We start from the raw sequence: 25,732 nt of genomic DNA on the forward strand, positions 1-25,732 counted from the left end.
ACGCAGGTGCTGGCCGGGCCGGACGAGCAGGATCCCGCCACCCTGGCGGCGCCGGACATACTGCCCGCGGCCGCGCCATTGGCGGCGGGGAACGGCCCGCAGCCAGGCGCCGGGTCGGAACGGCAGATCCTGGTGATCGAAGACGACAAGCGCTTCGCCGACATCCTGGCGGATATGGCGCGCGAAATGGAGTTCGACTGCCGGGTGGTGCATACCGCGTCCGAGGGCCTGGCAATGGCGGCCCAGTACCTGCCCAAGGCCATTGTGCTGGACATCAACCTGCCCGATTTCTCCGGGCTGGGTGTGCTGGACCAGTTGAAGCGGAATTCCCAGACGCGCCATATCCCGGTACACGTGGTTTCGGTTGCGGACTACACCCATGAAGCGATGGAGCGCGGCGCGGTGGGCTATGCCTTGAAGCCCATCAAGCGCGAAGAACTGAAGAACGCGCTGCAGCGGCTGGAAGCCAAGTTCACGCAAGGGATGCGGCGCGTGCTGATCGTGGAAGACGATGACCGCCAACGCGAAAGCGTGCGCCAGCTGCTGGCCCGCGACGACGTGGAGATCGTTTGCGCGGCGACGGCGGGCGAAGCCCTGGAGGCGCTGCGCGGGGCCACTTTCGATTGCATGGTCATGGACCTGAGCCTGCCCGATTTCAGCGGCTATGAACTGCTGCAGCAGATGACCGACCAGGACGGGGTATCGTTCCCGCCCGTCATCGTCTATACCGGCCGCGCCCTGTCGCGCGATGAAGAACTGCAGTTGCGGCGTTTCTCGCGGTCCATCATCGTGAAGGACGCGCACTCGCCCGAACGCCTGCTGGACGAAGTGACGTTGTTCCTGCACCAGGTGGAAGCCGACCTGCCGCCCGAGCAGCGCCAGATGCTGCAAGTGGCGCGCAGCCGCGACGCCGGCCTGGAAGGGCGCACCGTCCTGGTGGTGGAAGACGATGTGCGGAACGTTTTCGCGCTGTCCAGCATCCTGGAACCCACCGGCCTGCGCGTGGAAATCGCCCGCAACGGCAAAGAGGCCCTGGACGCGCTGGCCCGGGCGGGCGACGGCGCCGCCGCGGCCATCGACCTGGTGCTGATGGACATCATGATGCCCGAGATGGACGGCTATACCGCCATGCGCGAGATCCGCAGCCGCCCCGAATGGCGGCGCCTGCCCATTATTGCGCTGACCGCCAAAGCCATGAAGGACGACCAGGAAAAATGCCTGGCCGCCGGCGCCAACGATTACATCGCCAAACCGCTGGACGTGGAACGGCTGTTGTCGCTGGTGCGCGTCTGGATGCCCAAGTAAATTTGCCGACTTGCCCGTTGGATGAGCCATGCCGTCACATAGCAGGGTACGTACCGCCGATATCGAGCAGCGGCTGCTGATCGATGCCATTTTTCATCGCTACCACTACGATTTCCGGGGCTATGCGCAGGCGTCGCTGAAGCGGCGCCTGCAAACGGCGCTGACGCAGTTCGACTGCAGGACCCTGTCGCAGCTGCAAGACCGGGTGCTGCACGACGCATCGGTGTTTCCCGCGCTGCTGGATTATCTGACGGTGCAGGTCAGCGACATGTTCCGCGACCCGGAGTACTTCATGGGCCTGCGCACCCATGTAGTACCCATCTTGCGCACCTATCCTTCGCTGAAAATCTGGGTGGCCGGCTGCAGCACCGGCGAAGAAGCGTATTCGCTGGCCATCCTGCTGTATGAAGAGGGCCTGCTGGGCAGGTCGCTGATCTACGCCACGGACATCAACCCGCATGCGCTCAAGGCAGCCGAAAGCGGAGTGTTCGGGCTGGACCGCGCCGCGGTATTCACCGAGAACCACGCGCGTTCGGGCGCGCCGTGCTCGCTGTCGGACTACTATACGGCCCGCTACGGGCGCATTGCGTTCGACAAGTCGCTGCGCAAGCACATTGTGTTCTCGGACCATAGCCTGGCCACCGACAGCGTGTTCGCCGAGACTCAGTTCATATCCTGCCGCAATGTGCTCATCTACTTCGAGCGCGAGCTGCAGGATCGCGCGCTGGGCCTGTTCCGGGAATCGCTTTGCCACCGCGGCTTTCTGGGCCTGGGTACCAGGGAATCGTTGCGTTTCTCGGCGTGTTCGGACAGTTTCGACGATGTGGCCGTGCCCGAGCGCATCTATCGCAAGAAGGCGGGCCTGTAACCGCCATGCCGCAATCCGCCCGTTCCGCCGCCCGGCAGTCCGCCTATGACGCCATCGTTATAGGCGGGTCATCCGGGTCCATCGAGGCACTGATGGCCCTGCTGTCCGCGCTACCCGCTCGCCTCGGCGCGGCGGTGCTGGTGGTGCTGCACCTGCCCTCCGGCCGCCGCAGTCTGCTGGCGGACATTTTCAAGGACCGCTGCGCATTGCGCGTGTGCGAAGCGCAAGACAAGGACATCATCCAGCCCGGGGCGGTATATTTTGCACCGCCCGACTACCACCTGCTGGTAGAGCGGGGGCCCCGCGTGGCGCTGTCGGTGGATCCGCCGCTGCACTTCTCGCGGCCCTCCATCGATGTGCTGTTCGAGTCGGCGGCCGACCAGTATGGCGCCGGGCTGATCGGCGTACTGCTGTCGGGCGCCAACGATGACGGTGTGCAGGGCTTGGCGGCCATTTGCTCCGGTGGCGGCCTGGCCGTGGTGCAAGACCCGGCCAGCGCCGCCATGCCCGTCATGCCGGCCGCCGCGCTGGACCGCGTGCCCGTGCGGCATGTGCTGGATCCGCAAGGCATTGCGAAACTGCTGGCCCGGCTGGCCGCCCATCCCCGTGACAACCCAAGAACATAACGACGACGCTCATGATCCCTGCCAAACGCTCGCGCGAAAATAGCCGCATCAAGTGCCTGCTGGTCGACGACGTGCAAGAAAACCTGACGGCGCTGGAAGCGCTGCTGGCACGCAGCGATGTCGAATTCCTGGCGGCCCGGTCCGGCCCGGCCGCGCTGGAACTGCTGCTGCAGCATGCCGACGTGGCGCTGGCCATTCTGGATGTGCAGATGCCGGAGATGAATGGGTTCGAACTGGCGGAACTGATACGGGGCAGCGAGCGCACCCGGCATATTCCGCTGATTTTCATGACCGCCGGTTCGCGCGAGCAGAACTGGCAGTTCCGGGGTTATGAAACCGGCGCCGTGGATTTTCTGTACAAGCCGATAGACCCGGCCATGCTGGTCACCAAGGCCAACGTGTTCTTCGAACTGCACGAGCGCAAGCAGGCGCTGGGGTGGCAGTTGGAGGAACTGACCGAGGCGCTGCGCATGAACGAGATGTTCATGGCGGTGCTCAGCCACGACCTGCGCACGCCGCTGCAGTCGATTACCGTGGCGGCCCAGTTGCTGCGCCGCGACCCCGACGCGGGCAAGGTGTCCCGCATCGCCGGAACCATCCACCAGTGCGGCGCGCGCATGGCCACCATGATCGACGACCTGCTGGACGTCACCCGCATCCGCCAGGCGGGCGGGCTGTCGCTGGTGCCCGCGCCATGCACCCTGGACCACATCGCCAGCCGCATCCTCGACGAGGTGCGCACGGGGTTTCCCGATTGCGAGGTCGAATCGGATTTCCTGGGCGACCTGTCCGGCTGCTGGGATGCGGATCGCCTGGCGCAGGTGATGACGAATTTGCTCGGCAACGCCATACACCACGGCGACCGGTCCCGGCCGGTTCGCATGGAAGTGGACGGGGCGGCCGCCAATGAAGTGGTATTTACGGTAAGCAACGGCGGCGCCATTCCCGCCGAGATCCTGCCGAACCTGTTCGACCCGTTCCGCAGCCGCGCCCGCGGCCCTGGCGAACACCAGGGGCTGGGCCTGGGGCTGTTCATTTCGCAGCAGATCGTGCTGGCGCATGGCGGCCTGATCGTGGCGAACGCCACCGACGGCGTCACGCGCTTCCGGGTGACCTTGCCGCGCAAGCCGGCCGATGCGGGCAGGCCGGCGGAATAGCCGGCGCGCGGGGTCAGCCGGCTTTGGCCAGGGACCGGAGTTCCCCTTTCAGGACTTTCCCGGTGGGATTCTTGGGCAAGGTCTCAAGAAATACATAATGCTTGGGCCGCTTGAAGCGCGCAATGTGCTCGCGGCAGTGCGCGTCCAGTTGCGCCGCGTCCACCGGCGCGCGGCTGACAATGAAGGCCGTTACCGATTCGCCCCAGTCGGGGTCGGGCGTGCCGATGACCGAAGCCTCCAGCACATCCGGATGGCACAGCAGCGCGTCTTCCACTTCACGTGGATAGATATTGGTGCCGCCGCTGATGATGACGTCCTTCGACCTGTCCTTGATGTGCAGCAGGCCGCGACTGTCGATCAGGCCCATGTCGCCGGTCCTGAGCCCCCCATTCTGCAGTGTGGCTTCGGTGGCCTGGGTGTTGCCCCAGTAGCCCTGCATGACGGTGGGGCTGAACACCACGATTTCGCCGATGCCGCCGGGCGCCGCGGGCTGGCCTTCCGGATCCAGGATGGCGACGTCTACCGTGCTTTGCGGGTATCCCACCGAGCCCAGCAGTTCGGTGTCATTGTCCGCCACGGCCCGGGCCAGGCGGTCGGCGCGCAGCGCCGATATCGTCATGGGCGATTCACCCTGGCCGTATAGTTGCGCCAGCCTGGGGCCCAGGCAGTTCACGGCCGCCTTGATGTCCTGCGCGTAGAAGGGGGCGCCGCCCACCAGCAGGCAACGCAGGCCGGGTACCGCCGTGCCGGTTTTCTGCAGGTGGCCGACCAGGCGGGTGACGATGGTGGGCGCGGCAAACAGGCTGGCCCGGGAATAGTGCCCCAGCAGCGAGGCCAGTTCGGCTTCGTCGAAGCCCCCGCTGGCGCTGACCACTTGCAGGGCGCCCTGCATCCAGTACGGAATGGCGTACAGGCCGGCGCCATGCGACAGGGGTGCCACGTGGATCAACACATCGCTGCTGTCGATGGATTGCATGTCGGTCTGGAAGTTCAGGGCCATCTGCACCAGGTTGGCATGGCTGAGCATCACGCCCTTGGGCCGCCCCGTGGTGCCGCTGGTGTAGAACAGCCAGGCCAGTTCGTCGTCGCCGCCCACTGGCATGTCGGCGGGCGCAGGGTTGGCGCTGCGCGCCGCGCGCCAGGACGCGCCGTCCACTGTCATGAACGTCGCGCCCGTGCTGGCGGATGCCTGCAGGGCGTCCAGGAATGCCGCCTGGGTCAGGCAAACTTTTGCGCCGGAGTCCTGCAGGATGTAGCCGACTTCCTTGGGATGCAGCTTGCTGTTGACCGGCACGGCGCACAGCCGCGCGTGCCAGATGGCCAGCATGGCCTGCGCATACTCCACGCAATTCTGCATGGCCAGGCAGACGCGGTCGCCCGGCGCCAGCCCTAGTTCGTGGCGCAGGTGCTGCGCCAGCGCGCGCACCTGGCGGTCCAGCTCGCGGTAGCTGGCGGCTGGCCCGGTGCCCTGGGCCAGCGCCGGACAGTCTGCGTACATGTCCACGCTGCGCTGGAATAAACGGCTGAGATGCATGGTGCCTCCTGCCTGGGCGCCGGCGAGTGGCGGTATCCCGGGCCTTGCTGGTTCCTGGGTGATGCGCGTCAGTCGACCTTCGCGCCGGAGAACTTCACGATCTCACCCCACTTCTTGATGTCGCTGTCCAGCGTAGAAGCGAACTGGGCGGATGTGCCCCCCATGGGCTCGAATCCCATGGCGGCCAGTTTCTTGCGGAAATCGGCCACTTGCAAGGCGTTGTTCACTGCGGCATTGATCTTCTGGACGGTTGCCGGCGGCGTGCCGCTGGGCGCCAGCAGGCCAAACCAGGTTTCGGACAACAGCGTGGGCTGGCCCTGTTCGGCCGTGGTGGGCACATCGGGCAGTACATTGGATCGCTTGGGCGCCATGACCGCCACGGCCTGCAGCTGGCCGTCCTTGACCAGGGGCGCCGCTGCGGTCACGCCGGGAAACGCCAATTGCAGGCGCCCGCCTATCAGGTCGGTGAAGACCGCGCTGGGTGAGCTGTACGGAACGTGGGTCATGTCCACGTCCAGGGTTTTCTTGTACAGCTCGCCCGACAAATGGTACGAACTGCCGCTACCCGTGGACCCGAAGTTGAGCTTGCCCGGATTTTTCCTGGCATAGGCGGTGAGTTCGTCCACTGTCTTGATGCCCAGCGACGGCAGCGTCACGATGATATTGGGCACCGATGCGATCAGGGCGATAGGGTCCAGGTCTTTCTGGGGATGGTACGGCTTGGCGTGGTAAAGCGTAATGGCCGGCACCAGCGTTCCCGTCCAGCTGAACAGCAGCGTATAGCCGTCGGGCGCCGAACGCACCGCGGCCACCGACCCCACGTTGCCGTTGGCGCCCGGTTTGTTCTCCACCACAAAAGGTTGATGCAAGGCCTGGCTCAACTGTTCGGCCACCAGCCGCGCCAGGGGATCGGCGCTGCCGCCGGCCCCGGCGGGCACGATGATGCGCACGGGTTTGGCGGGCCAGTCTTGCGCCAGGGCCAGCGCGGGCGCCGTGGCGATCAAGGTGCCCAGTATCAGGGCGCGCAACGAACCGGGAATAGTGTGCAACATGGGAGTCTCCTTCTAAGGTCTTTTGTTTTGCTGCGGTGTCAGTACGACTTCGGCATTCCCAGCACGCGCTCGGCGATATGGCTCAGGATCAGTTCCTGGCTGACGGGCGCGATGCGCGGAATCATGATTTCACGTAGATACCGTTCGACGTGGAATTCCTTGGCGTAACCCATGCCGCCGTGGGTCAGGATGGCGCGTTCGCAGGCACGGAAGCCCGCTTCGGCCGCGAAGTATTTGGCCGCGTTGGCCTCGGCGCCGCAGTCGCGGCCCTGGTCATACAGCCATGCGGCTTTCTGCATCAGCAATTGCGCGGCTTCCAGTTCGATCCAGTTGCGCGCCAGGGGGTGCTGGATCGCCTGGTTCTTGCCGATGGGCCGGCCGAACACTTCCCGCTCGCGGGCGTAGCCGGCCGCCTTGTCCAGCGCGGCGCGGCCCACGCCGATGGCTTCCGCCGCCAGCAGCACGCGCTCGGGGTTCATGCCATGCAGGATGTACTTGAAGCCCTTGCCTTCTTCGCCGATGCGGTCCGCCACCGGAATCTCCAGGCCATCGATGAACAGCTCGTTCGAGTCGACGCACTTGCGGCCCATTTTCTCGATGAGCTTGACGTCGATGCGGCGGCGGTCCAGGTCGGTGTAGAACAGAGTCAGGCCTTGCGAGTGCTGGCCGGGCGCCAGATCTTCCAGCGGCGTGGTGCGCGCCAGCAGCATGATCTTGTCGGCCACCTGCGCCGTGGATATCCACACCTTCTGGCCATGCACCACGTACTTGTCGCCGCGGCGCTCCGCGCGCGTCTTGAGCTGCGTGGTGTTCAGGCCGGTATTGGGTTCGGTGACGCCGAAGCAGGTCTTGAGTTCACCGCTGGCAATCGGCGGCAGCATGCGGCGCTTCTGCTCTTCGGTGCCGAATACCGCCACGGGCATCAGGCCGAAGATATTGATGTGGATGCTGGAACAGCCGCTCAGGCAAGCGCCCGTTTCGGCGATGGTCTGCATCAGGATGGCGGCTTCCTGTACCCCCAGGCCGGCCCCGCCGTATGCCTCGGGAATGGCCGTGCCCAGCCAGCCCGCCTGGCCCATGGCGCGATAGAAGTCTTCGGGAAACGCGCCGTCCGCGTCGCGTGCCAGCCAGTAGCTTTCCGGGAAGCGGCGGCACAAGTCGACCACCGCTTCGCGTATGGCCTGGTGTTCGGTGCTGAGTTCGAAATCCATGGGGTTTCCTGTGGGGTCAGCGGCCGGTCCAGCGCGGCGGGCGCTTCTCGGCAAAAGCACGCGGGCCTTCCTGCGCGTCGTCGCTCAGGTACACGGGCTCGAACAGATGCTGGGCGGCGCGCAACGCTGCCGAACGGCCCATTTCCGTGCCCAGGTACACCAGGTCGCGCGCCGCGCGCACCGTCAGCGGCGCGTTGGCCGCGATGTCGCCGGCCAGCGCCAGCGCGCAGTCCAGCAACTGCGCGTGCGGCACTACATCGTTGACGTAGCCCAGGGCATGGGCGCGCTGCGCCGTCATGGGTTTGCCGGTCAGCAGCAGTTCCATCATGATGCGTTGCGGAAGCATGTGCGCCAGCGGCGCGGCCCAGGGCATGCCGCGGCCCACCCGGGCTTCGGTGATGCCGAACGTGGCATGCTCGGAAGCCACGCAAAGGTCGCACATCTGCGCGAACAGCCAGCCGCCGGCCAGCGCCACGCCATTGACGGCGGCAATGGTGGGCTTGCTGATATGCACCACATCGCCCAGCACCGGGAACATGTCGCGCGGCGGCACCTTCAGTTGCATGGCGGCGGCTTCTTTCAGGTCCATGCCGGCGCAAAAGGCCTTGTCGCCGCTGCCCGTCAGGATGCCCACCCGCAATTCCGGGTCCTGCTCCAGCCGCTGCCACGCCTGGCGCAAACCTTCGATTACGCCGCGGTTGATGGCATTGCGCTGGGCGGGGCGGTCGATGGTGATGACGGCGATGTTCTGGTTGGCGACGTCGAACGTCACTTCCTCAGTCAGTTTCAAGTTTTGCTCCTGTGTGGCGCCGCATGCAGGCGGCGCGATAGAGGGGGGTAGGCGCGTTCAGGCGGCGGGCGGCGGGGCGTGCGCGTACGCCTGGCCGGCGGCCAGCATGGCGTCGATCGCGGCCGGCGTATAACCCAGTCCGGCCAGCACTTCGCGCGTGTGCTGGCCCAGTTGCGGCGCGGGGCGGCCGGCGGCCGGGGCTGGGTGATTGCGCCACGTCACCGGGTGGCGCATGCCACGGATGGGGCCCTCGGTGGGATGTTCCTGGTCCACGAAAAACCCCGTGGCCTGCAGGTGTGGATCGGCCATGATGCTTTGCAGATCGTGCATGGGCATGAACGGCACATCGGCGCGTTCCAGCAGGCTCATCCATTCCGCCGTGTCGCGTTCCAGGAAGATGCGCGCCAGCGCTTCGTACACATAGTCGATGTTGCGCGACCGCGCGCCGTAGTCCGCGAAGCGTTCGTCTTCCTGCATCAGCGCTTCGCGGCCGATCTCGCGCAGGAAGCCTTGCCATTGCTTGTCGGTGTAGACCAGGGCGCAGACGTATCCGTCGCGCGTCTGGTAGGGCCGGCGGTGCGGCGACAACTGGCGCGCGTAGCCGCCGCCATCCAGCGGCGGCTCGAAGGTCTGGCCGCCCAGGTGGTCGCCCAGCACGAAGGCCGCCATGGTTTCGAACATGGGAATATCCACGCGGTCGCCGCGCCCGGTGCGCCCGCGCGCCAGCAGCGCCGCCAGGATGCCATTCACCCCGGTCAGGCCCACCACGCGGTCGGCCATGGCGGTGGGCACATAGCGCGGAATACCGCCCGAGGCTTGCGCGATCCAGTGCGACAGCGTGGCTGCGCCCTGGATCAGGTCATCGTAGGCGGGCCGCGCTGCATAGGGGCCATCCTGGCCAAAACCGAACAGGCCGGCATAGACAATGCGCGGGTTGATGGCGGCCACCGCGTCGTAGCCCAGGCCCAGCCGTTCCATGGCCTGCGGCCGCACGTTGTACATGAGCACGTCCGCGTCGGCCAGCAACTGTTGCAACGCCGCCAGGCCCTGCGGCGTTTTCAGGTTCAGCACGATGCTGCGCTTGTTGCGGTTGGCGTTCAGGTAGACGGGGCCCATGCCCGGGTGGCGTGCCGGGCCGATCTGGCGCACCAGGTCGCCCGCGGGAGCTTCCAGCTTGATCACGTCCGCGCCCATGTCCGCCAGGGCCTGCGATGCAAAAGGGCCCATCAGGACGGACGTCATGTCGATGACTTTGATGCCGGCCAGCGGGCCGCCGCCGGCTTGGGGTGTTGCCATGTCGTCTCGCTCGATTTGCTTTATCATGTTCCTGTGTGGGAACAAATCATACATATGCAGGAACAAAATTCCTAGCCGGCACGACTGCGCGTTTACCCTGACGGGGCGGGCGCGCGGGCCGCGGCGCGGTTTAATAGGGGCCGCGCCCATGGCGGCGCATTGCCGGACAATTGCTTAAAGGAGATGCCGCCCGGGCTGGGCTGGCCAAGGCGGCGCACTGACACGGTGAGCATCAAACAAGTCGAACACGTGCTGGAACTGCTGGAGTTTTTTGCCGCCCGGCAGCGCCCGGCCAGTCTGGCCGAAATTGCCAAACACTTCGGATGGCCCCGGTCCAGCACCTTCAAGCTGCTGCAGACACTGACGAACCGGGGCTATCTGTACGAGCCGCGCGCGCGCGCCGGCTATTACCCCGCGCCCATCTGGTCCACCCTGACCACCCAGATCGAACGTGGGCAGCCCATTCCGCACGGCATGCGCGCCGTGCTGGAAGACTTGGTACGCGAAACCGGCGAAACAGCCGTGCTGGCGGCGGCAAGCGGTGCTTTCGGTTTGTTCGTGGAAACTGTGGAATCGCCCAGCGCGGTGCGCTATGCCGCGCCGGTGGGCAAGCGGGTGCCGCTGCACCTGACGGCAACGGGCCGGGCGCTGCTGTCCCAGATGAGCGGCAGCGAACGCGCGGCCATCCTGGAAAAGGCCGCATACGACCGCTACACCGATTCCACGCTGATGAGCGCGGCCCAGGTGCAGGCCGAAATCGAGACTTCCCTGGCGCGCGGCTGGTTCCAGGGCAACGCGGAATTCACCCAGGACCTGGGCGGCGTGGCATTGCCTTTCGCCGTGGGTGAACGTCATTTCGCGCTATTGGTGGCCGGCCCGATGTTCCGGGTGGCGTCGCGCCTGCCGCAACTGGCGGCGACGCTGCGGGTAAAACTGGACGCCTATCTGCAGGCCCTGGCGGCCGAGGGCTGATAACCCAGGCGGGCCGACAGTTCGGCTGCGATGGCGCGCAGCGCGAGCGGAACCGGCCCGTCCCAGTCGGGCTGCAGCCGTCCGGCTTCGCAGGTGGTGGAACTGGCCAGCACCATATTTCCCTGGACGTCGTACACCGGCGCGCTGAAGGCATTGACTGTCACCCTATGGCGCGGGGACGAGGCTTGTCCCACGGCGCGTGCCAGCCCATGCTGTCTGGCTTCCGCGATGTGCTGGGCAAAGCGCCCGTTGTCGGGCTGGCCGCTGCGCTCGCGCGCCTGCAATTCATGTTCGATGGCTGGCGCGTCGCGCTCGCCTCCGGCGTAGGGGTTGTTGGCGGGTGGCATGCGGCCCTGCGCGTTTGGGTGTCGATATGGCTTTCAATTTAAAGTACGTACAACATTATTCTAAGCGCGTCAGAAGAAATTGAATAAATCAAGCAAATAAACGGCTTGACATACAAATTCTTGAGCCTTAATCTAAAGTTGTACGAACAAATAATAGACAAATAGCCATGCAAGCCAATACGCAAAAACTGGTGGCCTACGGCAATTATGTGGCGGGGCAAACGCTTCCGTCCGCGGCCGGGCAAATGTTCGCCAGCGTCAACCCGGCCACCGGGCAGAAGTGGGCGCAGTTCGTCGAATCCGGAACAGATGACGTCGATGCCGCAGTACAGGCGGCCCGGTCGGCCCTGTCCGGCCCGTGGGGGGCGTTGTCTCCCACGCGGCGGGGCAGGTTGCTGATGGCCTGGGGCGAGAAAATAGCCGAAGAAGCCGAGAACATCGCGCGGCTTGAATCGGCGCAGAACGGCAAGCTGCTTGCCGAAATGAAGGCGCAGGCCAATGTGGTGAAAGAGTGGTTGTATTACTTCGGAGGCCTGGCCGACAAGGTCGAAGGGCGCGTCGTGCCGATAGAGCGGCAAAGCGTACTGAACTACACCCTGCGCGAGCCCATTGGCGTCGTTGGCGTCATCGTGCCGTGGAATTCCCCGACTTTTCTTACCATCATGAGTTGCGCACCGGCGATGGCCGCGGGCAACACCATCGTGTTGAAGCCGTCGGAAGTGACGTCCGCATCGGCGTTCGAGCTGGCTCGGCTGGCAGAACTCGCGGGAATTCCCCCTGGCGTCATCAACGTGGTAACCGGTGGGCGCGCCGCTGGCGAGGCGCTGGTCGATCATGAGCGGGTGGCCAAGATCTGCTTCACTGGCAGCGATGCCGCGGGCCGTGCCATTGCCGCCCGGGCCGGCGCCAGGCTGGCCGGCTGCACGCTCGAGCTTGGCGGCAAAAGCCCCAATATCGTTTTTCAGGACGCATCCGTCGATAACGCCGTGGCAGGGGTGCTTTCCGGCATATTTGCCGCAGCGGGGCAGACCTGCATTGCCGGTTCCCGGGCCTATATCCACGAAAGCCTTTATGACCAGGTCGTCGAGCGCCTGGTTCAGCGCGCGCAGGCAATCAAACTGGGCGACCCTCTGCGGGCCGACACGCAAATGGGGCCGGCGGCCACCGCTGCGCAACTGCAGAAGAATCTGACGATGGTGGCCAGGGCCGTAGATGGTGGCGCAGAAGTCTTGTCTGGGGGCAAGCGCGCGCAGGTTTCGGGGATGGAACAAGGCTATTTCTTCGAACCCACGATCTTGCACCGCCTGAAGGCCGACAACCCTCTCATGCACGAAGAGGTGTTCGGCCCCGTGCTTGCCGTTACGTCGTTCCGGGACGAAGAAGAGGTCGTGGCGCTGGCGAACAATACCCAATTCGGCCTGGCGGCAGGCGTCTGGACGCGCGACCTGAGCCGCGCCCACCGGCTGGCGAAGCGCCTGCAGGCAGGAACCATATGGATCAACACCTATCGTGCCATGGCCTGCAATTCTCCATTCGGCGGCTACAAAAGCAGCGGAATCGGCCGGGTCAACGGTATCGAGGCGGTAGACCAGTTCCTGCAGACCAAGAGCGTTTGGTGCGAAACCAGCGATGAGATCCAGGATCCGTTCGTGCTGAAAGTCTGAGGGAAGAAACGTGAAAGAAGGGACGGTGGCAGACATCATTGCGCGGGCATGCGCCATGCATGGCGTGCGGTATGCCTTCGGAGTGCCTGGCGGCGGAAGCTCGCTGGACATGATAGAGGCCTTTTCACGGCACGGCATCGCGTTCCAGCTGTGCCGAACCGAGACTGGCGCGGCCTTGATGGCGGCCGCGGATGCCGAGATCCGCAATGGCTTCGGCGTGGTGATCACCACCCAGGGACCGGGCACGGCCAGCGCCATGAACGGGCTGGCGCATTCGGCGCTGGATCGCGCCCCGATTCTGCTGATCAGCGACGGCTGGACACCAGCGCGCGCGGCTTACGATACGCATCAGGTGTTTGACCAGCGGCTGATGTCCTCGGCGGTGGTGAAGGGCAGCACGCGTTTGGACGGACCTGAACCGGGCGCTGAAATGGACGCGCTGATCCGCCTGATGCTGTCTGCGCCCTGGGGGCCGGTGCACCTGGAACTGACTAGTGAAACGGCCCGTCGGGCCGCGGCTATTCCGGCACAGCAACACAATCCGGATCTCGATGGCCATGGCGAAGGGGCTGACAGTACGGATTATCATGGCCGTCCGCTGGACCTGCTGAAGCAGGCCCGCAAGCCTGTCCTGGTGGTTGGCCTGGAGGCCCGTGAGCGCGGCGTATCCGGGCAGATACTGGCCCTGGCGGAGTCCTTGCAGTGCCCCGTCCTGACGACCTACAAGGCCAAGGGCGTGGTCAGCGACGAATGCGAGTGGCTGGTGGGCCACTTCACCGGTGGCGCGGCGGAACGCGAGTGTGTCGACGCTGCTGATCTGATCGTCTTGTGCGGCTTGGACCCTGTTGAGCTGATAGGCCGGCCATGGCCATACCGGGCGGCCGTCATCGATGTGGCGCTGGTTCGTCATCCCGTGCATTACATGGCGCCGCAGGCTGGGCTCTACGGTTCGTTGCGGCTGTCGCTGGAAACCCTGAAGCAAGGAGCGGCGGGATCTTCCTGGAAGCGGGCCGAAATTGACGCGCTGCGCTCGGGCATGCATGTCCGGCTGGCCTATGCCGGATCGGAAGGCGGCTTGTCTCCGCAGGCGGTAGTAGAGACAGCCATGCGTCTGGCCGGCGCGGCACGCCCGGCCATCACGGTGGATGCGGGCGCGCATATGTTCTCGGCGATGGCATTCTGGCGTGCGTGCGCCCCAGGCCGTGCGCTGATCTCCAACGGCCTGGCCACGATGGGTTATGCGTTGCCCGCGGGCATCGCCCGGTCGTTGAATCACCCCGATGAGCAGGTCATTGTCTTTACCGGGGACGGCGGGCTGATGATGTGCGCGGGGGAACTCGCTACTGCCGCCCAGGCCGGCAACAAGCTCTGTGTGGTGGTCTTCAATGATGCGGCTTTGTCGCTCATCGCCTTGAAGCAGCGCGATCGCGGAATGCCGGACACGGGGGTGTCATGGCCGCAGGCCGATTTCGCGGCGGTGGCGCGCGGTTTCGGTATGCAGGCATATCGCGCCAGCACAGAGGCTGAATACGAACAAGCCCTGCGCCAGGCGTTCCAGTCCGGCGTTCCCTGCCTGATTGATGTCCATGTCGATCCGTCCGGTTATGGCGCGCAAGCCAGGTCCCTGAGAGGCTAGGCGCCCGCTGTGGCCCGTTGCAGGATCCGGCCGGGCTGTTCCCGCATTGCCGCCGCACACAGATAAAACAATCAAGGAGACAATCATGTTGTCCGGAATCCGCCTGTTTGCCATGGCCGCGCTGGCCCTGGCGTCTGTCGCAGCACATGCTGAAGAGTCATGGCCATCCAGGCCGGTGCGCTGGATTGTGCCTTTCGGTGCCGGAGGCACCGCTGACGCCGCCGCCAGGCACATTACGCAGAAGCTGAGCGAACGCTGGGGGCAGCAGATCATTATCGACAACCGGCCTGGTGCAAACACGGCGATTGCCGCGGCCGAGGCCGCACGAGCCAAGCCGGATGGGTACACGTTGTTCCAGCCCATGAATTCCACGCTGACGGTCAACCCGTACGCATTCTCGAAGCTGCCATACGACCCCGTGCGTGATTTCACGCCTATTGGTGTCATCGCGTCTGTGCCCTTGATCATTGTGGCGAATGACTCACTGCCTGCCGCGACATTGAAGGACTTTGTCGCCCAGGCCAGGAAAAACCCGGGACAGCTCACGCTGGGTGGCGGCGATGTGGGCGTGCAACTGGCAGCAGAGCGTTTTCTGCGGGATGCGGACATCGATGTCCAGTACGTGCCGTACAAGACCGGCGCCGATGTGATGCGCGGCCTGTTATCGCGCGAGATCCAGACGGGCCTGGATGGCGTGCCTGCGTATCCCTCGTTCCTGAAGTCCGGGAAGTTGCGCGCCCTGGCGACGAACAGTCCCAGGCGCATTGCCAGCCTGCCGGACGTACCCACCCTGGGCGAACTGGGATTCAAAAGCTCAGAGGCGCCTCTGTGGCATGCGTTGGTGGCGCCAGCAGGGCTGCCGGTGCAGATCCAGAAGAAAATCGCCAGCGACCTGCAGGCGGTGCTGGCGATGCCCGACTTGAAGGCGCGCATGGGCGAACTGGGCCTGGACCCCACCTGGGTCGGGACAGACGATTTCGTTGCATTGATCGCGCGCGAATCTGCCCAGATGAGGCCGCTGGTCAAGGCACTGGGTATCAAACTGAACTGAAGTGGCTTATGTATACACCTCATCCTCAGCAGCGCATGGAAGTGTTCGCTTCCATTCCTCGGGCTCTCTATGTCAGCAACAGAAAATCCAGTTGGGTCGATGTGCAGCTGCATGGCGCCGAAACGCCCGTATTTCTGGAAGGCCCGGCTTTTGACGGTGATGGGAACCTCTGGGTCGTGGATATTCCGTGGGGGCGCCTGTTCAAGATAGACCCCCAGGGCAACGCCAGCTGCGAGCTCGAGTACGATGGCGAGCCCAACGGCCTGGCGTTCCATGCGGACGGCCGAGCGGTCATTGCCGACAACAAGAACGGGCTGATGGTTTTCGACCCCAGCAAAGGTTCAATCGAACCTTTGCTGGACCGGGCCCTGGTCCAACGCTTCAAGGGGCCGAACGATCTGGTGTTCTCGGATGCCGGAGATCTGTACTTTACCGACCAGGGGCAGACAGGCCTGCACGATCCTACCGGCCGGCTGTACCGCCTGACCGCAGGCGGGCGATTGGACTGTTTGCTGGACAACGTGCCCAGCCCTAACGGCCTGGTGCTCGGGCCCGGACAGGACACGATCTACCTGGCGGTGACTCGTGGCAATGCCATCTGGCGCGTTCCCTTGGTGAAGGATCATGGCCTCGTGACCAAAGTGGGGGTGTATATCCAGATGTCCGGCGGCGGCGGGCCCGACGGTGTGGCCCTGAATGCCAGGGGCGGCCTGGCAGTGTGCCATGTGGGCTTGGGCGCCGTCTGGATATTCGACGAAGTCGGCCAGCCGGTATTGCGCCTGGACTCGCCCGTGGGGCGCATGACCACGAACTGCGCCTATGGCGGAGAGCAACTCAGGCAACTCTACGTCACGGCCGGGCGGGACGTGCTGGTGGCCGACGTCGACACGGCCGGCGCGCCCACCTGGAGCCAGCGTGGCGCGGCCGTGGCGGCCGGACGGTAGGAAGCGACATGGCTCATGGCATTCAACGCTGTCTCAGTATCAACGACCTGCAGCGGCGCGCACGGCGTTATCTGCCCCGCGTCATCTACGATTACCTGGAAGGAGGGGCCGACGACGAGGCCTGCCTCGCAGAGAACCTTGCCCGTTTGCGGCGATACAAGCTGCGGCCGCGTTACATGGTGGACATATCCTCCCGGTCGCAGCAGGTATCGCTGTTTGGCCGTACGTATCAGTCTCCTTTCGGCATCAGCCCGATGGGCATGCTGGGGATGGTGAGGAAGGGCGGCGACCTGGCGTTGGCACAGGTTGCAGCACAGGCAGGCATCCCCTTCATTCTGTCGGGGGCAAGCAATGCGTCGATCGAGTCCATCGCACGTTGTGCGCCCGGTAGCTGGCTGCAGTTCTATCCGTGCAAGGATGCCGAAATCGAACGCGACATTCTGGCGCGGGCCGCGACTGCGGGAGTCGAAACCCTGGTCGTCGCGGTCGACGTACCCTTGCATTCCAAGCGCGAGCGGAACATACGCAGTGGCTGGGTGCGGCCATACAAACCTTCGCTGGCAGTCATGACTGAAGCTCTGCGTCATCCTGAATGGGTGCTGCGCTATCTGCGCCATGGCATACCGGCCATGGAAAACTTCCTGCCTTACGCACCGGCGTCGATCAGCGCGCGAGACCTGACCAGTTTCTATGCGTCTCAGGTGCCCGCTCCGCATCAATGGGCATTGATCGGCCGCCTGCGGCATCAGTGGAAAGGCAATCTCGTGCTGAAGGGAATCCTGACTGCTGAAGACGCCCTGCTGGCGGCACAGGCGGGGGCCGATGGGGTGATCGTGTCCAATCATGGCGGGCGCCAACTAGACCGTGGCATTACATCGATTGACGCATTGCCCGGCGTGGTAGACGCCGTTGGGCAACAGTTGGCCGTGATGTTCGATAGCGGGATACGGCGCGGATCCGATATCGCCGTGGCGCTCGCGCTGGGCGCCAGAATGTGTTTTGCCGGCCGCGCCGCGGCCTATGGGCTGGCCGCGTACGGCGCCCCTGGTGTACGGAGGGCAGTAGACATTCTGCGGACGGAACTGGACCTGACGCTGGGCCAGATCGGCTGCCCGGATGTCAGGGCGCTGGGGCCGGCATACTTGTGGCAGGCTACGCCCGGCTGAGCTTCATGTTGAAGCGGAATTTCTCGGCGGGGTACAGGTTGACCGAGACTTCCGCCACTTTGCCGGCACTGTTTTTGTACGTGCGCCGTACTTCGACCACGCTGGACCCTGCTTCCACCTGCAGGCCCGCGGCCAGCTCATCGGGCGCCGGGCGTACGCGGAGCATCTGTTCGACTTCCACCAGGCGCTCGCCGTAGATGTCTTCGATGAGCCGCCAGATGGGGCCGCGCTGGCGCCCTAGCATTCTTTCGACGCCGGCGTATTCGGCGGCAACGAATACTTCTGTCCAGCATATGGGCGCGGCAGCAGGTTCGGCGCCCAGGCGGTAGCCTTGCAGACGCAGCCAGCGTGTGTCGGGGGGCAATTCCGCTTCGTCGAACTGGACGTCCTTGCTGTTGATGAGGTCGCTGCGGTCTACCGCGTACTGGCTTTCTGCGGCATAGGCAATCAGTTCGTCGATAGACGTGACGCGGTGCACATTGAAGGGCGTGCTGGGCGGCGGCGGCATGACCGTGGTGCCCGACCCTTGGCGGGACGATACCAGTCCGTCGGTGCGCAGTTGCCGCAAGGCTTCGCGCACGGTATGGCGGCTGACGGTGAAGCGCTCGGCGAGTTCTTCCTCGGTGGGCAGCTGGGATCCGACAGGGAAAACGCCGTGAATGATGTCGCTGCGCAGATGTTGTACCAGTTGACGGTACAACGGTTCTCGAGAGTCGGTCGGCTGCGCCGCCAGAGAGCGCGGACGCCGTGCTGGCTTTCCAGTTGTACGTTCGACTTCGGCTGTGGTCTTGGCTGCGGGCATGGGCGCGATTTTACATCAGCCGCCGTGTGCTGCGCCCGCATTATGGCCGCTCATTCGCGCAGTCGCGCCATCCATGTGTGCGCCGGAAATATCCATGGATTTGAAATATGTTCGTACAACTTATTGGTGGAAATACTGATACCTGAGGATGCTTCTGGTGCTAGTATCTGTTTTGTACGTACAACAATAAGATTCTTGCTTGCCGCTCCGCAAGCTGCAGGCCAACCAGGAGGAGATATTCATGAGCAATCCGGGCGAAATTCCTTCAGCCGCCGCCCGGCTGAGGTTTTCCATGCGCAACCTACCTCTGCTGGAAGGCGGCGCGACCATGGAGTTGTTGGGGCTGGCGCCCATGTTGTGGGCGCATTCCAAGGTTTACTCATCTGGCGGCGAGAATGCGCTGCACAGCCACGAGATCGAAGATCACGTGTTTCTTGTGTTGCAGGGTGAAGCTATTTTCCATTTCGAGGACGAAAGCTCGGCGACGGTACGCGCGTTCGAGGGGGTGATGGTGCCGCGTGGTACACGCTATCGCTTCAAGGCGAACGAAGAACACGGCAACCTGGTCATGTTCCGGGTGGGTGCCGCGCAGGTGCAAGATTCGAACGACTTGCATCCCAAGTTCGGCATTCCCAACGAGGCCATGCAAAGCCGTTCAGATTCACAAGGACGCTACGCTGCCGGCGACGCCAAGAAAAATGGCGTTGCAGCGCAGCCCACCGTGTTCAAGGCCGGCGCGTTCTTCGCGCCGGACGCGGACTGACGCGCGAGGCCATGATGCTACGTCGAAAATTCCTGCAGGTCTCGGCTGCGGCGATCGCGACCGCTTCGGCGCGCACGGTGCTGGCGAAGGCTTATCCCGCGCGTGCCGTGACGCTATGGGTGCCATACGCCGTGGGAGGCAATGGCGACCTGACGGCCAGACTGTTCGCCGATGCGCTGGGGCGCGCCCTGGGGCAGTCGGTCATTGTGGGCAACAAGCCGGGCGGAGGCGGGGCCATTGGCGCCATGCACATCATAGGCTCGGCGCCGGACGGCTATAACCTATTGTTCTCGGCGCCCAGCGTGTTTTCTGTTACCCCGCACCTGACCAAGGTCAGCTATGGCACTGGCAGCATTCAGCCCGTTTGTCTGGTAAGCAAGACACCCCTGGTGCTGGTGGTGAAAAAAGGTAGCCGTTTCAAGTCGTTGGCCGATATTGTGCAGGCCGCGCGCGCGCAGCCCGGCGGCGTACCCATGGGTTACAGCGGACTGGGAACACCCAATCACCTGGCCATGCTGGATCTGGAGGCCGTGGGCCAGGTGCGCTTCAACGGGATTGCCTACAAGGGCTCCAGCCCCATGCTGCAGGATATGCTGGCGGGCCAGATCGAAGTAGCGGCCGACCAGGTGTCCACGTCCCGGCCTTATATCGAGTCGGGCGACCTGGTGCCGGTGGCGGTTTTTGGCGCGCCTCAAGAAGCCCTGCCCGGTGTCCCATCTGTTTCCACGCTGGGGCCTGAACCGTTTGACGTGACCACCTATCTGGGCGTTGCGGCGCCGGACAAACTGCCTGGCGATGTCATGGACACGCTGCAGAAATCGGCGGCCGAGGCGGTGAAAGACAGTCGCTACGTCGAAGGCATGAAAAAAATGGGTTCGTTCGTGCAGTGGGGCGGTCCGGATGACTACGCACGCATCATGAGCAAGGAAGATGATTTCATGCGCACGATGGTGGTGTCCGGCCGCATCAAGCCAGGGGCCTGACATGGCGCACACCAGCGGCCGCCACAGATTGCAACCTGATCCGCCGCCGGAAGGCCGGCCTCACCCGCCGCGCGCGTATTCCCTGCCGGCCGGCGCCGTGGATACGCACGCACACGTCATCGGCACGAGCTGGATCGAGCAGCGGAGCTATACGCCGCATCCGGCGCCACCCGAGGCCTACCTGGGCATGCTGGATGCCACGGGAATGGCCTATGGCGTGTTGATCCAGGTAAGCGTGCATGGGTCGGACAACACCTTGATGCGCGATACGGTGAAGGCCCATGGCAATCGGCTGCGAGGCATTGCCGTGATTCCGCACGACCTGCAGCAGGCGGCCTTGCGCGACTTGAAAGAGGCGGGCGTGGTCGGGTTGCGCCTGAACACCACGACAGCGGGGGGAACCGGCGTAGAAAAGCTGGAGACTTACGAGGCCATTTGCCGGGAAATGGATTGGCATCTGCAGTTTCTGGTCAATGCCGGGCAGATTCCGCAGCTGGCGCCGCAGATCGCGCGCCTGCGGGTGCCGGCAGTGTTCGACCACATGGGATACGTATCGCCCGATCTACAGGATCAAGCGGAGGGGCGTACGTTGCTGCATCTGGTGCGCGACGGGGCCTGGGTGAAGCTGTCGGGCGGCTTCCGCAATTCGTTGGCGGGGCCGCCATACCGGGACGTCGTTCCGTACGCTCGGGCCCTGGCGCAGGCGGCGCCCAGCCGGTGTGTATGGGGATCTGACTGGCCGCATGTCAGCTTTGGCGGCCCTATGCCAAACACCGGCGACCTGCTGGACCTGTTGGGGGAATGCGTGCCGGACCCGGCTGTGCGCAATGCGGTCCTGGCCGACAACCCACGGTTGCTATATGGCTTTCCGGCCGCCTGATTGCTGACGCCCCGCATTCGGTGCGATGGGGCCGTCACGCGTTGCGCACAAATTGACTTATCTGGAGTATGTCATGAAGACCGTACGGACTCTGCTGTGTGTTCTGTTCTGCTTGTTCGCCCAGGCCGTCCAGGCGGATACATTCCCCTCCAAGCCCATCAAGATCATTGTCGCGTTCGGACCGGGCAGCGGGGGCGATATACTCGCCCGGCTTCTAGCCCAGTACCTGCAGCCCGAGTTGAACACGCCCATAGTCGTGGAAAACAAGGTAGGGGCGTTGGGGCAAATCGCCACCAGCGCGCTGGCGCGTGCGCCTGCCGACGGCTACACCCTGGGCATGGGGAGTTCGTCTACCCATTCCACCGCGACGTTCCTGACCAAGAATGTGCCTTATGACCCCATCAAGGATTTCTCCGCGGTGGGAGGGCTGAACAATTACACGTTCGTGCTGCTGGTGCCCGCCGGATCCACGGCCAGGACACCACACCAATTGGTGCAGCAATTGCATGCCAAGGACCAGGTTTTCTATGGATTCGGCAACGCTTCGGGCCGGGTCGGGGCGGCCCATTTCAACCGGCTGGCCAAGCTGAAGGGAACCGAGGTCGCGTACAAAAGCTCGCCGGACGCCATGACGGATCTGGCGGCGGGCCGCGTCGAGTTCATGTTCAGCGACTGGGGGTCGGCGCGGCCCTTCGTGGAAGGGGGGCGGTTGCGGGCGATTGGAGTCATGGCCGACCAACGTTCGCCAGTATTGCCGGATCTGCCCGCCGTTGGCGAGGCCTATCCAGGTTTCGATTTCTCGAACTGGGGTGGATTGATGGCCCCGGCGGGCACGCCGCCGGCGGTGATAGCCACCTTGAATGCCGCGCTTATCAAGGTTCTGGAAACGCCGGAAGTCAAGGCGCGCATGGGAGCGCTTGGCCTGGAAGTGAAACCCAGCAGCGCGCAGGATCTGGCCCAACTTATTGTGGACCAGCAGCGCGCTTGGGGCGCCGCAATCCATGAGGCGGGGATCGAGCCGAGTTGAGCGCAGCCGAAAATCAGCCGGCGCGCGGCGGCGTGTCTAGAAGACCGCGGTGCTCGTCCAACTCGGGCGAGTTCAGGTCGATGTCTGCGGGTTCGTTCAGAAACCGTATCGGGCTACCGATATGAGGCCGGTTTTCACCGTCGCGCAGCACCATGCCGCGCGCCTGGGTTTGCGGGTCGTGCAGGGCCTGCGGCAATGTGTTCACTGCGCCGAAGCATAGGTCCAGTGATTCCAGCCGCGCTTCCCACTCGGCGCGCGTGGCTTGCCGGAAAGCCTCTTCGAGGAAGGCGATGACCGGAGCCTGATGCGGCCCGGGACCCTGCAGGCACAGCGGCGCCAGGTCGGCCCGGTTCAGGGCATTCAGCAGGGCGTGCACGAACTTCGGTTCTTGGCCCGCAAGGGCGATGTGGTTACCGTCACTGGTCTGGTACAGGCGATAGAACGCACTGCCGCCCGTGGTCCGGTCTTGTCCGGGAATGGGTGCCTGGCCATGGGCAAATGTTGAGCCCAGTACGTTGCGCGTGGCCGCAAGCATGCAATCGGCCATGGCGATATCGATGTAGTCTCCCTGGCCTGTATCGCGGCGCCGCAATAGTGCCATCAGTACGCCGGCCAGCCCCTGCAGCCCGCTGAGCAGGTCGGCGTAGGGCAGCTGCGGCAACCCGGGGCCGGCATCGGAATGGGCGGCCAACGTCAGGGTTCCTGTCAGGGCCTCGACGGCAAGATCATGGGCGGGGCGGTTGCGATAGGGGCCCTCCTGTCCGAAAGCGCTGATGGAACAGTAGACCAGTCCGGGATTCCTGCGGCGCAGGCTTGCGTAGTCCATCCCCAGCCGAGCGGCGACGCCGGGCCGGAACGATTCAACGAAGACATCGGCATCATCCACCAAGCCCAGCAAGGCTGCCTGGCCTTCGGGAGATTTGAGGTTCAGGACGATACTTTTCTTGCCGCGGTTGAGATTGCGAAAAAGCACGGTGTGCGGCCCGTCGGAAAGGCCGATATGCCGGGCCGGATCGCCTTCGCCCGGCTGCTCGATCTTGATGACTTCGGCCCCGTGGTCTGCCAGTTCCAGGGTGAGGTACGGCCCAGGCAGGAAGTTGGACAGGTCGAGAACGCGTATGCCCGTCAGTTTCATGGCTGTTCCTTCACGCGCGGCGTGGCACTGCGCGAAAGCACGGCGTCCGTATCGGCTCCCAATGCCGAGCACGGCCGCAACTCGGGACGTTTCCCGTTGAACTTCAATGGATTCGACAGCATGTTCAGGCCCGGCCGGGCTTGGTGGTCGATGCTCGACAGCATGCCGCTTTCATCCAGGAAGGCGGTCTGCAAGGCTTGCGACAGGCTCAGCACGGGCGCCACCGGTAGCACGCCCTCGAGCCGGGCTAGCCAATGTTGTGTGGAATGGCGACGGAAATCGGCGTCCAGCAGTGCGGTCAGGCGTTCACGATGCTGCGTGCGCGCGGCGGCGGTAAGAAACTCGGGTGCCGTGGCCAGATCCTGGCGGTTCAGCACTTTCAGCAGCGCTTCCCAGAACTTCTGGGTCATGCACATGAGGAAGATCCAGCCGTCGGCGGTGGGAAAGGTCTGTACGGGCGTCAGCGAGTAGTGTGCACTGCGCTGCTGGCGTTCGGAAAGGTATTCCTCGTTGAGAAACCAGGTGGCTGTATAGCCCAGCTGATGCAGGGTTACGTCGAACAGGCTGGTGTCTACGTCGCACCCCTGTCCGGTTTCGCGCGCGCGCAGCAGCGCGGAAAGCAGGCCGACCATGGACGTGATGCCTGTCATGTGATCCACGATGGACGGCGCGCCGATACGAGCGGGCGGGGTGGCCGGCTCGCCGGTCAGGTGCATGAGGCCGCTTTCGGCCTGCATCAGGTAGTCGTACCCCGGCCACGAGCTGCGGCTGTTGTCCCGGCCATAGGCAGAGATATGGACGCAGACCAGCGCGGGATTCACCGCGGACAGCGCGGCGTAATCCAGCTTCAGTTTTGCGGGCTGGTCGCCGCGCAGATTGTTCAGGACAACGTCGGCTTCGCTGGCCAGGGTTTCGAAACGGCGCCGGCCTTCGTCCGACTTGATGTCCAGCGTGATGCTGCGCTTGTTGGTGTTCCAGCTTTGGAAATACTGGCTGTCGTCCGGGCCGAGCATAAACGGGCCGGTCTGGCGCGAGGGGTCGCCTTGTGTGGCCGGGTTTTCGATCTTGATGACTTCGGCCCCCAGGTGTGCCAGGAACATAGTGCCGTAAGGCCCGGCGCCAAACTGCTCTATAGCGATGATGCGAACGCCCTGCAGGGGAAGGTGGGCGGGGCGGGGCGTGGTTTGCCCGGCGCGGCGGCACCCGGCTGTCATTGGACAGGGTTCCTTTTGATCCACTGCTTTGCGATGATGATGCGCTGCATTTCGTTCGTGCCTTCTCCTATGCAGGTGAGCGGCGCATCCCGATAAAGCCGTTCTATGTCGTATTCCTTCGAGTATCCATAGGCGCCGTGGATGCGCATGGATTCCGTGCTGTTCTCAAGGGCGGCTTCGGACGCAAAGAACTTTGCCATGCCTGCCTCCATGTCGCAGCGTTCGCCGCGATCGAAGCTGGCGGCGGCGTCCAGCGTGAGCAGGCGCGCCGCTCTGGCGCGCGTCGCCATTTCACCCAGTTTCAGGGCGATGGCCTGGTGTTCGGCGATGGGTTTGCCGAATGTCTTGCGGATTTGCGCATACTCGGTGGCCAACCGCAGGGCCCCTTCGGCGATGCCCACCCCCCGCGAGGCGACATTGATGCGCCCCAGTTCCAGGCCTCCGGTGGCTTGGTAGAAACCTTGGCCCTCGACACCGCCAATAAGATGATCTACCGGCAGCTTATAGCCGTCGGCGACAAGTTCCCCGCTGTCGATGGCCTTGTAGCCCAGCTTGGGGAGTTTCCGGCTGCTGGAGAACCCCGGCCCTTTAGGGGCAATGAACAGGCTCATGCCTTTGTGGCGGGGTTGGGCTTCAGGGTCGGTTTTCACCAGCAACGCAAAGCAGCTGCCCTCCACCGCATTGGTGATCCAGGTTTTGGACCCGTTGATGACATAGTGGTCGCCATCGCGCCGCGCAGTCATGCGTATGCCCTGCAGGTCGGTGCCTGCGTCCGGTTCGGTAAGCGCCAGGCCGCCGCGGACTTCTCCCGATGCCAGGCGCGGCAGCCACGCCTGCTTTTGCGCGGGGGTGCCAAACTTCTCGATGGCCAGCGCAAGCATCAGGTGTGAGTTGAAGATGCCGGTAACGGCCATCCAGGTTGAAGAAATGCGCATGACGATCTTGGCGTAGGTGCTGGCCGGCAAGCCCAGTCCGCCAAATTCTGTACTGATGGTTGCTCCGAACAGGCCCAGCGCTTTCATTTCTTCGACGATGTGAGCGGGGTATCGGTCGGCGTGATCGAATTCCCGCACGACCTCGGGCGCAAGGGATCGGCTGACCCAGCGGTCGATGGCGGAAAGAAGTTCGGCCTCATCTTCGGCCGAAATGCAGCGGGGCTTGGCAGCAGTATCCACAATTTTGCCTTGAAATAAATAAGTACGTACAAGTATTCCAGTAAAAATTTGAGCCGTCAATCATGGTTTTATAGGTATTTAAGTATTTGATATTGAGTTATGGTTGGTCTGTTGAAAATAAATACGTACAACTT

At 64.1% G+C, this 25,732-nt stretch carries 24 protein-coding genes; 14 read left to right on the plus strand and 10 right to left on the minus strand.

The features are described from left to right. The 4 genes from LPZ50_RS01880 to LPZ50_RS01895 form a co-directional block, all read left to right on the plus strand. Positions 1-1,305: response regulator (locus tag LPZ50_RS01880; protein ID WP_230656928.1), on the plus strand; the 1,305-nt coding region annotated here is incomplete at its 5' end. A gap of 28 nt (positions 1,306-1,333) precedes the next feature. Continuing rightward, the gene (locus LPZ50_RS01885; RefSeq protein WP_230656930.1) at positions 1,334-2,173 is read left to right on the plus strand and encodes a CheR family methyltransferase; all 840 of its coding nucleotides are present in this window, start codon (positions 1,334-1,336) and stop codon (positions 2,171-2,173) included. 5 nt (positions 2,174-2,178) lie between these two features. Then, positions 2,179-2,799, plus strand: coding sequence for a chemotaxis protein CheB (locus LPZ50_RS01890; RefSeq protein WP_230656932.1), 621 nt, complete (start codon positions 2,179-2,181; stop codon positions 2,797-2,799). A gap of 11 nt (positions 2,800-2,810) precedes the next feature. Then, positions 2,811-3,956 carry a hybrid sensor histidine kinase/response regulator gene (locus tag LPZ50_RS01895; protein WP_230656934.1) on the plus strand — a complete coding sequence of 382 codons (1,146 nt, stop codon included), beginning with the start codon at positions 2,811-2,813 and terminating at the stop codon, positions 3,954-3,956. 13 nt (positions 3,957-3,969) lie between these two features. Here the strand turns inward: LPZ50_RS01895 and LPZ50_RS01900 are convergent, their stop codons facing one another. The 5 genes from LPZ50_RS01900 to LPZ50_RS01920 all read right to left on the minus strand — a co-directional run bounded on the left by LPZ50_RS01900 (position 3,970) and on the right by LPZ50_RS01920 (position 9,839). Next, on the minus strand, positions 3,970-5,490 hold the full coding sequence (locus LPZ50_RS01900; protein WP_230656936.1) for an AMP-binding protein: 1,521 nt from the start codon (positions 5,488-5,490) through the stop codon (positions 3,970-3,972). A 68-nt stretch (positions 5,491-5,558) separates the two neighbouring features. After that, a complete protein-coding gene (locus LPZ50_RS01905) occupies positions 5,559-6,542 on the minus strand; it encodes a Bug family tripartite tricarboxylate transporter substrate binding protein (RefSeq protein WP_230656937.1) in 984 nt (327 codons plus the stop codon). Positions 6,543-6,580: 38 nt separating this feature from the next. Further along, positions 6,581-7,753, minus strand: a complete 1,173-nt coding sequence (locus LPZ50_RS01910) for an acyl-CoA dehydrogenase family protein (protein ID WP_230656938.1) — start codon at positions 7,751-7,753, stop codon at positions 6,581-6,583. A 16-nt stretch (positions 7,754-7,769) separates the two neighbouring features. Beyond that, entirely contained in the window at positions 7,770-8,543 is a 774-nt protein-coding gene (locus LPZ50_RS01915; RefSeq protein WP_230656940.1) for an enoyl-CoA hydratase-related protein, read from the minus strand. A gap of 57 nt (positions 8,544-8,600) precedes the next feature. Further along, entirely contained in the window at positions 8,601-9,839 is a 1,239-nt protein-coding gene (locus LPZ50_RS01920; protein ID WP_230656942.1) for a CaiB/BaiF CoA transferase family protein, read from the minus strand. A gap of 225 nt (positions 9,840-10,064) precedes the next feature. Here LPZ50_RS01920 and LPZ50_RS01925 point away from each other — a divergent pair, with 225 nt between their 5' ends. Then, a complete protein-coding gene (locus tag LPZ50_RS01925) occupies positions 10,065-10,811 on the plus strand; it encodes an IclR family transcriptional regulator (RefSeq protein ID WP_230656944.1) in 747 nt (248 codons plus the stop codon). On the opposite strand, the gene LPZ50_RS01930 is transcribed toward LPZ50_RS01925, so the two are convergent. Further along, positions 10,781-11,158, minus strand: coding sequence for a hypothetical protein (locus LPZ50_RS01930; RefSeq protein ID WP_230656946.1), 378 nt, complete (start codon positions 11,156-11,158; stop codon positions 10,781-10,783). The two genes, LPZ50_RS01925 and LPZ50_RS01930, sit on opposite strands and share 31 nt — an antisense overlap. A 167-nt stretch (positions 11,159-11,325) precedes the next feature. Between LPZ50_RS01930 and LPZ50_RS01935 the strand changes: the two genes are divergently transcribed. From LPZ50_RS01935 to LPZ50_RS01955, 5 genes are all read left to right on the plus strand, one after another. After that, a complete protein-coding gene (locus tag LPZ50_RS01935; RefSeq protein WP_230656948.1) occupies positions 11,326-12,822 on the plus strand; it encodes an aldehyde dehydrogenase in 1,497 nt (498 codons plus the stop codon). Between the two features lie 25 nt (positions 12,823-12,847). After that, complete coding sequence (locus tag LPZ50_RS25365; RefSeq protein ID WP_329957627.1) at positions 12,848-14,458, plus strand: thiamine pyrophosphate-binding protein; 1,611 nt, start codon at positions 12,848-12,850, stop codon at positions 14,456-14,458. Between the two features lie 85 nt (positions 14,459-14,543). Further along, complete coding sequence (locus LPZ50_RS01945) at positions 14,544-15,509, plus strand: Bug family tripartite tricarboxylate transporter substrate binding protein (protein WP_230656950.1); 966 nt, start codon at positions 14,544-14,546, stop codon at positions 15,507-15,509. 8 nt (positions 15,510-15,517) lie between these two features. Then, positions 15,518-16,453 (plus strand): SMP-30/gluconolactonase/LRE family protein, encoded by a 936-nt coding sequence (locus LPZ50_RS01950; RefSeq protein WP_230656953.1) that lies wholly within the window; start codon positions 15,518-15,520, stop codon positions 16,451-16,453. Positions 16,454-16,461: 8 nt separating this feature from the next. After that, the gene (locus LPZ50_RS01955) at positions 16,462-17,619 is read left to right on the plus strand and encodes an alpha-hydroxy acid oxidase (RefSeq protein ID WP_230656955.1); all 1,158 of its coding nucleotides are present in this window, start codon (positions 16,462-16,464) and stop codon (positions 17,617-17,619) included. Here LPZ50_RS01955 and LPZ50_RS01960 read toward each other — a convergent pair. Continuing rightward, entirely contained in the window at positions 17,606-18,319 is a 714-nt protein-coding gene (locus LPZ50_RS01960) for a GntR family transcriptional regulator (RefSeq protein WP_230656957.1), read from the minus strand. The two genes, LPZ50_RS01955 and LPZ50_RS01960, sit on opposite strands and share 14 nt — an antisense overlap. A 343-nt stretch (positions 18,320-18,662) precedes the next feature. On the opposite strand from LPZ50_RS01960, the gene LPZ50_RS01965 reads away from it, so the two are divergent. The 4 genes from LPZ50_RS01965 to LPZ50_RS01980 all read left to right on the plus strand — a co-directional run bounded on the left by LPZ50_RS01965 (position 18,663) and on the right by LPZ50_RS01980 (position 22,074). After that, the gene (locus tag LPZ50_RS01965) at positions 18,663-19,184 is read left to right on the plus strand and encodes a cupin domain-containing protein (RefSeq protein ID WP_230656959.1); all 522 of its coding nucleotides are present in this window, start codon (positions 18,663-18,665) and stop codon (positions 19,182-19,184) included. 11 nt (positions 19,185-19,195) lie between these two features. Next, positions 19,196-20,167, plus strand: a complete 972-nt coding sequence (locus LPZ50_RS01970; protein ID WP_230656961.1) for a tripartite tricarboxylate transporter substrate binding protein — start codon at positions 19,196-19,198, stop codon at positions 20,165-20,167. Between the two features lie 97 nt (positions 20,168-20,264). Then, positions 20,265-21,047, plus strand: a complete 783-nt coding sequence (locus LPZ50_RS01975; RefSeq protein WP_230656963.1) for an amidohydrolase family protein — start codon at positions 20,265-20,267, stop codon at positions 21,045-21,047. Positions 21,048-21,120: 73 nt separating this feature from the next. Beyond that, the gene (locus LPZ50_RS01980; RefSeq protein ID WP_230656965.1) at positions 21,121-22,074 is read left to right on the plus strand and encodes a Bug family tripartite tricarboxylate transporter substrate binding protein; all 954 of its coding nucleotides are present in this window, start codon (positions 21,121-21,123) and stop codon (positions 22,072-22,074) included. Positions 22,075-22,087: 13 nt separating this feature from the next. On the opposite strand, the gene LPZ50_RS01985 is transcribed toward LPZ50_RS01980, so the two are convergent. From LPZ50_RS01985 to LPZ50_RS01995, 3 genes are read right to left on the minus strand one after another with little or no spacing between them, the layout of a single operon-like run. Continuing rightward, positions 22,088-23,209, minus strand: coding sequence for a CaiB/BaiF CoA transferase family protein (locus LPZ50_RS01985; protein WP_230656967.1), 1,122 nt, complete (start codon positions 23,207-23,209; stop codon positions 22,088-22,090). Then, positions 23,206-24,423 (minus strand): CaiB/BaiF CoA transferase family protein, encoded by a 1,218-nt coding sequence (locus tag LPZ50_RS01990; protein WP_230656968.1) that lies wholly within the window; start codon positions 24,421-24,423, stop codon positions 23,206-23,208. The genes LPZ50_RS01985 and LPZ50_RS01990 overlap by 4 nt, the downstream gene beginning before the upstream one ends. Next, the gene (locus tag LPZ50_RS01995; protein ID WP_230656970.1) at positions 24,420-25,598 is read right to left on the minus strand and encodes an acyl-CoA dehydrogenase family protein; all 1,179 of its coding nucleotides are present in this window, start codon (positions 25,596-25,598) and stop codon (positions 24,420-24,422) included. Before LPZ50_RS01995 ends, LPZ50_RS01990 begins: the two co-directional genes overlap by 4 nt. Positions 25,599-25,732 lie beyond the last annotated feature (134 nt).

The sequence above is a fragment of the Bordetella petrii genome (assembly GCF_020991325.1).
Taxonomy (GTDB): Bacteria; Pseudomonadota; Gammaproteobacteria; order Burkholderiales; family Burkholderiaceae_B; genus Bordetella_A; species Bordetella_A petrii_E.

Bases quoted from the DNA above. Each gene is read 5' to 3' on its own strand.
- LPZ50_RS01895 (WP_230656934.1), top strand. From the start codon at position 2,811: ATGATCCCTGCCAAACGCTCGCGCGAAAATAGCCGCATCAAGTGCCTG.
- LPZ50_RS01945 (WP_230656950.1), top strand. From the start codon at position 14,544: ATGTTGTCCGGAATCCGCCTGTTTGCCATGGCCGCGCTGGCCCTGGCG.
- LPZ50_RS01980 (WP_230656965.1), top strand. From the start codon at position 21,121: ATGAAGACCGTACGGACTCTGCTGTGTGTTCTGTTCTGCTTGTTCGCC.
- LPZ50_RS01905 (WP_230656937.1), bottom strand. From the start codon at position 6,542: ATGTTGCACACTATTCCCGGTTCGTTGCGCGCCCTGATACTGGGCACC.
- LPZ50_RS01970 (WP_230656961.1), top strand. From the start codon at position 19,196: ATGATGCTACGTCGAAAATTCCTGCAGGTCTCGGCTGCGGCGATCGCG.
- LPZ50_RS01920 (WP_230656942.1), bottom strand. From the start codon at position 9,839: ATGGCAACACCCCAAGCCGGCGGCGGCCCGCTGGCCGGCATCAAAGTC.
- LPZ50_RS01890 (WP_230656932.1), top strand. From the start codon at position 2,179: ATGCCGCAATCCGCCCGTTCCGCCGCCCGGCAGTCCGCCTATGACGCC.
- LPZ50_RS01985 (WP_230656967.1), bottom strand. From the start codon at position 23,209: ATGAAACTGACGGGCATACGCGTTCTCGACCTGTCCAACTTCCTGCCT.
- LPZ50_RS01930 (WP_230656946.1), bottom strand. From the start codon at position 11,158: ATGCCACCCGCCAACAACCCCTACGCCGGAGGCGAGCGCGACGCGCCA.
- LPZ50_RS01910 (WP_230656938.1), bottom strand. From the start codon at position 7,753: ATGGATTTCGAACTCAGCACCGAACACCAGGCCATACGCGAAGCGGTG.
- LPZ50_RS01935 (WP_230656948.1), top strand. From the start codon at position 11,326: ATGCAAGCCAATACGCAAAAACTGGTGGCCTACGGCAATTATGTGGCG.
- LPZ50_RS01990 (WP_230656968.1), bottom strand. From the start codon at position 24,423: ATGACAGCCGGGTGCCGCCGCGCCGGGCAAACCACGCCCCGCCCCGCC.
- LPZ50_RS01900 (WP_230656936.1), bottom strand. From the start codon at position 5,490: ATGCATCTCAGCCGTTTATTCCAGCGCAGCGTGGACATGTACGCAGAC.
- LPZ50_RS01965 (WP_230656959.1), top strand. From the start codon at position 18,663: ATGAGCAATCCGGGCGAAATTCCTTCAGCCGCCGCCCGGCTGAGGTTT.
- LPZ50_RS01955 (WP_230656955.1), top strand. From the start codon at position 16,462: ATGGCTCATGGCATTCAACGCTGTCTCAGTATCAACGACCTGCAGCGG.
- LPZ50_RS01885 (WP_230656930.1), top strand. From the start codon at position 1,334: ATGCCGTCACATAGCAGGGTACGTACCGCCGATATCGAGCAGCGGCTG.
- LPZ50_RS01950 (WP_230656953.1), top strand. From the start codon at position 15,518: ATGTATACACCTCATCCTCAGCAGCGCATGGAAGTGTTCGCTTCCATT.